Here is a 5495-nt window from a genome sequence, read left to right on the forward strand (position 1 = left end):
TAATAGACCGAGGGCTTGACCTCTCTTTCTACATGGTGATGATGATGACTTAATTCTCTGCAGTCTTCAGGGTTTTTCACCCTTACTACTTTTTGGTAGTTTCAAAATACTCAGTGGCATCACTGAGATACTACTAATTTTTAGATGGTTAAACGCCCTGGTTCCAGCTCGAAAATAGCTCAATCCCTGGAACCATTTTTAAACAAAAGCACCTCTCTGTACAGATAGGTGCTTTGTTGTTTTTGCTAATTAAGCTTTGTTGTTTTTGCTGATTAATTTTTAATTTGCTATACCTGTTAAAGTAATTTCGATCGCCCTCAACCCTCAACACGATTTCATGCTATGTGGGAGAAAATTGCCGCGCACATCTCTGAAACAGCCGGAGAAACATTTTCGATCGACAATCGCCGTTCCGTCAGCGGTGGCTGCATCAATCAAGGCTATTATATCAGCAGCAGTTCCCGCACTTACTTCGTGAAAATCAATCAAGCTTCCCAAGTCGCGATGTTTGAAGCTGAAGCGCTGGGTTTGCAGCAAATGCGGGAAACCCAGACGATTCGAGTACCTGAGCCGATTTGCTGGGGAACTGAGGGGAATTCCGCTTATATTGTGCTGGAATGGCTGGATTTGGGAGGACGCGGGGGCGATCGAGCTTGGGAAGAAATGGGGCGAAAACTCGCCGAAATGCACAAATACACCCCCCCCAGCCCCCCCTTGCTAAGGGGGGGAGAAGAGCCTAATTCTAGCTTGCTAAGGGGGGGAGAAGAGCCTAATTCTAGCTTGCTAAGGGGATTTTTTGGTTGGGAGATTAATAATACGATCGGCTCAACTATACAAATTAATAATTGGACGGCAAATTGGGCCGAATTTTGGGCCGAACATCGGATTGGTTATCAGTTAAAATTGGCTAGGCGCCGGGGAGGTCATTTTCCGCAAGGAGAACGTTTATTAGAGATGATTCCTGAATTGTTAGCTGGTTATGAACCTCAACCCTCGCTAGTTCACGGGGATTTGTGGGGGGGAAATGCGGGGGTGACATCTGCGGGGGAACCGGTGATTTTTGACCCGGCGGCATATTTGGGAGATAGAGAAGTTGATCTTGCGATGACCGAGCTATTTGGTGGATTTCCGGCGCAGTTTTACCGGGGATATAATCAGGTTTTGCCTTTGGATTCAGGGTATGAAGAACGCAAAACTCTTTATAATCTCTATCACATTTTAAATCATTTTAAATTGTTTGGTGGGAGTTACGAGTCCCAGGCGAATCAGATGATTAGTCGAATTTTGGGTTAGTTAAGAATCAGATGCTTTTTAAACCGCAGATGCACGCAGATAAACGCGGATTTAAGGTTTATCTGCGTGGGATGCAAGTTTATTTTTGCTTAGCAGCAGCTTTTTTCTTCGCTTCTTTTTCTGCTTTTTTAGCTGCTTTTTCTGCTTCAATTTTGGCTAACTTGGCTAGCTCTTTTTCTTCAGCTATTTTATCGAGATAGTAGTGGTAATCTCCCAAATAAGGGCGAAACTCTCCGTCCCGAATCTCGACTATTTTGTTAGCGACTTGGGAGATGAAATAGCGATCGTGCGAAACGATAATTACTGTACCGTCATAATTCTGAATCGCTTCTTCCATCATCTCTTTCGCCGGAATGTCGAGGTGATTTGTCGGTTCGTCCAAAATCAGCAAATTCACCGGAGTCAACAGCATTTTTGCTAAAGCCAGACGGGCTTTTTCTCCGCCGCTCAAAGCGCCGACTTGTTTGAATACTGTTTCGCCGGTGAACAGAAAACGGCCCAACAAAGTCCGAACTTCTTCATTTTTCCTGTCTGGTACTTCGTCGTGAATGGTTTCCATCACGGTTTTATTCAAATCTAAGGCTTCTGCCTGATTCTGTTCAAAGTAACCGGGGATGACGTTGTGGCCTCCCAATTTGACTGTACCTTCAGAAGGCTTTTCTAAACCCATAATCAGGCGTAGCAGGGTTGATTTGCCCGCGCCGTTGGGGCCGAGAAAGGCAATACGATCGCCCCTTTCAATCAATAAGTCGGCTCCCAAGAATAGGATTTTTTCGCCGTAGGTGTGCACCAAATCTTCAATTATTGCTACTTCGCGGCCGCTGCGGGGTGCGGGGGGAAAGCGAAAATGCAAAGTTTTTAATCCGCCAGTGGGCGCTTCGATGCGTTCGATTTTGTCTAACTGTTTCTCGCGGCTTTTGGCTTGGGTGCTGCGAGTGGCGCTGGCGCGGAATTTTTCTACGAATGCTTGCTGTTTTTCGAGTTCTTTTTGCTGGCTTTCGTAGGCGCTGAGTTGGGCTTCTCTGGCTTCTGCTTTTTGCAGCAGGTAGGAGGAGTAGTTGCCGAGGTAGGTGCTGGAAACGCCGCGTTCGGTTTCGACGATTTGGGTGCAGAGCCGATCGAGAAATTCTCGGTCATGGGATACGATTACCATTGGGGTTGTCAGCCCTTTGAGGTATACTTCCAGCCATTCGATCGTTTCTAAGTCGAGGTGGTTGGTAGGTTCGTCTAGCAGCAGGATGTCGGGTTTTTGCAGGAGAATTTTGCCCAAACTCATCCGCATTTGCCAGCCGCCGCTGAAGGCGCTGACTAATCGATCGCCATCTTCGGGTTCAAATCCGATTTCGGGCAGAATTTTCTCGATTTGGGCTTCTAAACCGTAGCCGTTTAAGCCTTCAAATTGCCGTTGCAGCCGATCCATTTTGTGGATCAGTTCGTCGAGATTTTCTGGAGAGGAGTTTTCCAAGTCTCGATGGACTTGCATCAGGGATTCGTGGACTTCGTTGGCTTCGCTGAAGGCGCGCCAAAATTCTTCTTTGACGGTGCGAGTCGGATCTACTTCAAATTCTTGGGAGAGGTAGGCGATGTGGAGGCTGGCGGGGCGAATGACTTCGCCTGCGGTGGGTTCGATTTCGCCGGCGATGATTTTGAGTTGGGTGGATTTACCGGCACCGTTAACGCCGACTAAGCCGATGCGATCGCCCGGTTTGACTTCCCAGGTGACATCTTTGAGTACGACGCCTGTGGGGTAAATTTTACTGATGTGTTCGAGTCGCAGCATTGTTGTGGGGACTGGGGAAGGGCAGGTTTAGCGGCGGATGGGATGCCGGCGCTGAGGTCGAGTTAATCTTAACAAATTTTAATTATATTTAGGGTATTGCCAGATTTTGATTTGGTAGGAGTTACGGGAAGAAACCGGGTTTCTATGAAAAATCGCAGATTCTGGGCTAGAGATATAGGAAGAAACCCGGTTTCTGGCCTCGATGTGGGTTCAGGACTATTTGGGTGGGGCGATCCTCTTCGAGGGCAACGCTTACGGGCGATCGTGTTGTTTGAGATTGAATTTCTCGAATAATGGTTGAGACTTCTGCACATTATAATAGTCAGTGTCAACCTCGATCGCAAAAGAGAGCGATCGTGCCAGCAAGAGACATTTATCATCAAGTTGTCAAACAGGCTCTGATTAAGGCTGGCTGGACAATTACCCACGATCCGTATCCCTTGGCTTGGGCGAAGAGAAACCTATCGATCGATCTTGGTGCCGAACAGCTATTAGCTGCTGAGAACAACGATCGCAAGATAGCCGTTGAAGTTAAAAGTTTTATCAGAGAGTCTAGAATTGCAGATTTAGAGCAAGCTTTGGGTAAATATACTCTTTACTATGACATCGCAAAACGGACGGAATCAGAAAGACAACTGTATCTGGCAATTCTACTAAATGCTTTTACAGAGCTTTTTGAAGGAGAAAATTTTGGTCAGATATTGCTAGATAATAACCGCCTAAATTTGGTTGTTTTCAACCCAAAAACCGAGGAAATAGTACAATGGATAGCTTAAATAATTATCGCCAACTTGTTAGACAGCTCCTTACTGAATACGCTGAGATTCCCGTTTGTGATAGTGGGACGCAAAACGCCACAATTTTTGATGTAGAAAATGACCGCTATATGTTAATCAATATAGGTTGGTTTAACGAGCAGCGCATTCACCATTGCGTGATTCATATTGATATTATTGATGGTCAGGTGTGGATTCAAGCAAATAATACCGATCGCCTGATTGCTGAGGAGTTAGTTGCAGCGGGAATTCCGGCTAAATCAATTGTTTTGGGACTGCAACCGCCTGATGTTAGACCGTATACTGCTTATGGAGTGCCTTGTAGTGAACAGCAGCGAGAATCCTTGAAAGTATGATGGAGTGGAAGGGATTTGACTTGGAGGGCGATGCCCTACGGGATAGCTTCGCTTCACGCGCTTCAACTTTAAAGCAGGCGATCGGAGGTGCCATCGCCTTCAGCAAATTCCCTTAAACTCAAGTAAAATAAGACAGCCATTATCGCCACAAAACCTAATTCACCATGCAAACCTCAACATTTGACAGCATTTTAGACGAGATCGAAACCTTGTCTATAGACGAACAAACTGCTTTACTTGTCATCATGCACCGGAGACTTAGCGATCGCCGTCGCACCGAAATTGCTGCTAACATTGCACAAGGAAAACAAGACTATCAATCTGGAAAGGTCTTTCGAGGTACAGTTAATGAAGCGATCGCGGAGCTAAACCGTTGAAACTTATCACCTTTGCTCAATCATTTAAACGTGCTTACAAAGCCCTCATTCGCAAACACCCGGAACTACAGCCCAAAGTTGAAGCTATTTTAAGACTTTTGGCAGAAAACTCTTTCGAGCCATCACTACAAACACACAAACTCAAAGGTCAGTTAGCGGGATCTTGGGCTTGTTCTGTGGAGTATGACTGTCGGATTGTATTTAATTTTGTTGAGAATCCAGAGTCAGGAGATGAGGAAATTCTCTTGCTTGATATTGGTAGCCATGATGAGGTGTATTGAAAATGCTAGTTTATGCGATCACCTCTTTCTATCTGCTTTTTTAATATGGAAGAAAGGTATCCGCTCAATAAATAGGGGTAACAGAAAAAACTGTAGTTTAGACTAACTAAAGATGAGAACGGTGGCCCAAGAAAAACTAGAGCCACCGTTAAGGAGAGAATGAGGGTGAAAAATAACAACCTATTCACTCCTTAAATGAACAGTGAACGATTAAAGGACTTTCGTCAAGAAGCATACGAGTTATTGGTACGAGGCAAGGATGCAACATTCGAGCTCATGGATGCAGTGATGACCACCAGTAATTCGTCATGTTTGGCCGAATTTTCGCTCAATCCATTATTTAATCGTCAATGGTCAAGCGTTTACGAGGCATTGCAAGACTGTAGGCCAGACCGGAAAAAACTGATGCTGCTGTATCTCCAGCAATTAGAACAGCAAGTACCCGTAGCAGAACATCTGTTAGTGGCAATTGACCACACTGCATGGGGGAGACCAGATGCTAAAACATTAAAAGATAGAACCCATGAATATCAGGGGGGCGTAATTATTGGACAAGGGTACAGTACAATTGCGTGGAGTGCGACTCGTTTAATCCAAATGGATAAAGAATATCCAAGGACGATTAGCCTAAC

At 45.4% G+C, this 5495-nt stretch carries 8 protein-coding genes; 7 read left to right on the forward strand and 1 reads right to left on the reverse strand.

Translation table 11 applies throughout. The features are described from left to right. Positions 1-342 precede the first annotated feature (342 nt). A complete protein-coding gene (locus tag QUB51_RS29985; protein WP_333058615.1) occupies positions 343-1293 on the forward strand; it encodes a fructosamine kinase family protein in 951 nt (316 codons plus the stop codon). A gap of 79 nt (positions 1294-1372) precedes the next feature. Here QUB51_RS29985 and QUB51_RS29990 read toward each other — a convergent pair whose 3' ends face one another. Next, the gene (locus QUB51_RS29990) at positions 1373-3073 is read right to left on the reverse strand and encodes an ABC-F family ATP-binding cassette domain-containing protein (protein ID WP_333264519.1); all 1701 of its coding nucleotides are present in this window, start codon (positions 3071-3073) and stop codon (positions 1373-1375) included. Between the two features lie 144 nt (positions 3074-3217). Here QUB51_RS29990 and QUB51_RS29995 point away from each other — a divergent pair, with 144 nt between their 5' ends. The 6 genes from QUB51_RS29995 to QUB51_RS30020 all read left to right on the forward strand — a co-directional run. Further along, positions 3218-3367 carry a hypothetical protein gene (locus QUB51_RS29995; RefSeq protein WP_333058613.1) on the forward strand — a complete coding sequence of 50 codons (150 nt, stop codon included), beginning with the start codon at positions 3218-3220 and terminating at the stop codon, positions 3365-3367. Continuing rightward, a complete protein-coding gene (locus tag QUB51_RS30000; RefSeq protein WP_333058612.1) occupies positions 3367-3849 on the forward strand; it encodes an element excision factor XisH family protein in 483 nt (160 codons plus the stop codon). The genes QUB51_RS29995 and QUB51_RS30000 overlap by 1 nt, the downstream gene beginning before the upstream one ends. After that, positions 3837-4205 carry a XisI protein gene (locus QUB51_RS30005; protein WP_333212831.1) on the forward strand — a complete coding sequence of 123 codons (369 nt, stop codon included), beginning with the start codon at positions 3837-3839 and terminating at the stop codon, positions 4203-4205. The genes QUB51_RS30000 and QUB51_RS30005 overlap by 13 nt, the downstream gene beginning before the upstream one ends. A gap of 164 nt (positions 4206-4369) precedes the next feature. Beyond that, entirely contained in the window at positions 4370-4582 is a 213-nt protein-coding gene (locus QUB51_RS30010) for a hypothetical protein (protein WP_194062328.1), read from the forward strand. Continuing rightward, positions 4579-4863, forward strand: a complete 285-nt coding sequence (locus QUB51_RS30015) for a type II toxin-antitoxin system RelE/ParE family toxin (protein WP_194062326.1) — start codon at positions 4579-4581, stop codon at positions 4861-4863. The genes QUB51_RS30010 and QUB51_RS30015 overlap by 4 nt, the downstream gene beginning before the upstream one ends. Positions 4864-5058: 195 nt before the next feature. Further along, positions 5059-5495 (forward strand): hypothetical protein (locus tag QUB51_RS30020; protein WP_333058667.1); only part of this gene is annotated, 437 nt, incomplete at its 3' end.

Origin of the sequence: Microcoleus sp. AT8-A3 (genome assembly GCF_036705675.1) — a bacterium.
In the GTDB taxonomy this organism is placed as follows: domain Bacteria; phylum Cyanobacteriota; class Cyanobacteriia; order Cyanobacteriales; family Microcoleaceae; genus Microcoleus.

What these genes read in the sequence shown, in the direction of transcription:
- QUB51_RS29985 (WP_333058615.1), top strand. Translation starts at nt 343, where the DNA reads ATGTGGGAGAAAATTGCCGCGCACATCTCTGAAACAGCCGGAGAAACA.
- QUB51_RS29990 (WP_333264519.1), bottom strand. Translation starts at nt 3,073, where the DNA reads ATGCTGCGACTCGAACACATCAGTAAAATTTACCCCACAGGCGTCGTA.
- QUB51_RS29995 (WP_333058613.1), top strand. Translation starts at nt 3,218, where the DNA reads ATGAAAAATCGCAGATTCTGGGCTAGAGATATAGGAAGAAACCCGGTT.
- QUB51_RS30000 (WP_333058612.1), top strand. Translation starts at nt 3,367, where the DNA reads ATGGTTGAGACTTCTGCACATTATAATAGTCAGTGTCAACCTCGATCG.
- QUB51_RS30005 (WP_333212831.1), top strand. Translation starts at nt 3,837, where the DNA reads ATGGATAGCTTAAATAATTATCGCCAACTTGTTAGACAGCTCCTTACT.
- QUB51_RS30010 (WP_194062328.1), top strand. Translation starts at nt 4,370, where the DNA reads ATGCAAACCTCAACATTTGACAGCATTTTAGACGAGATCGAAACCTTG.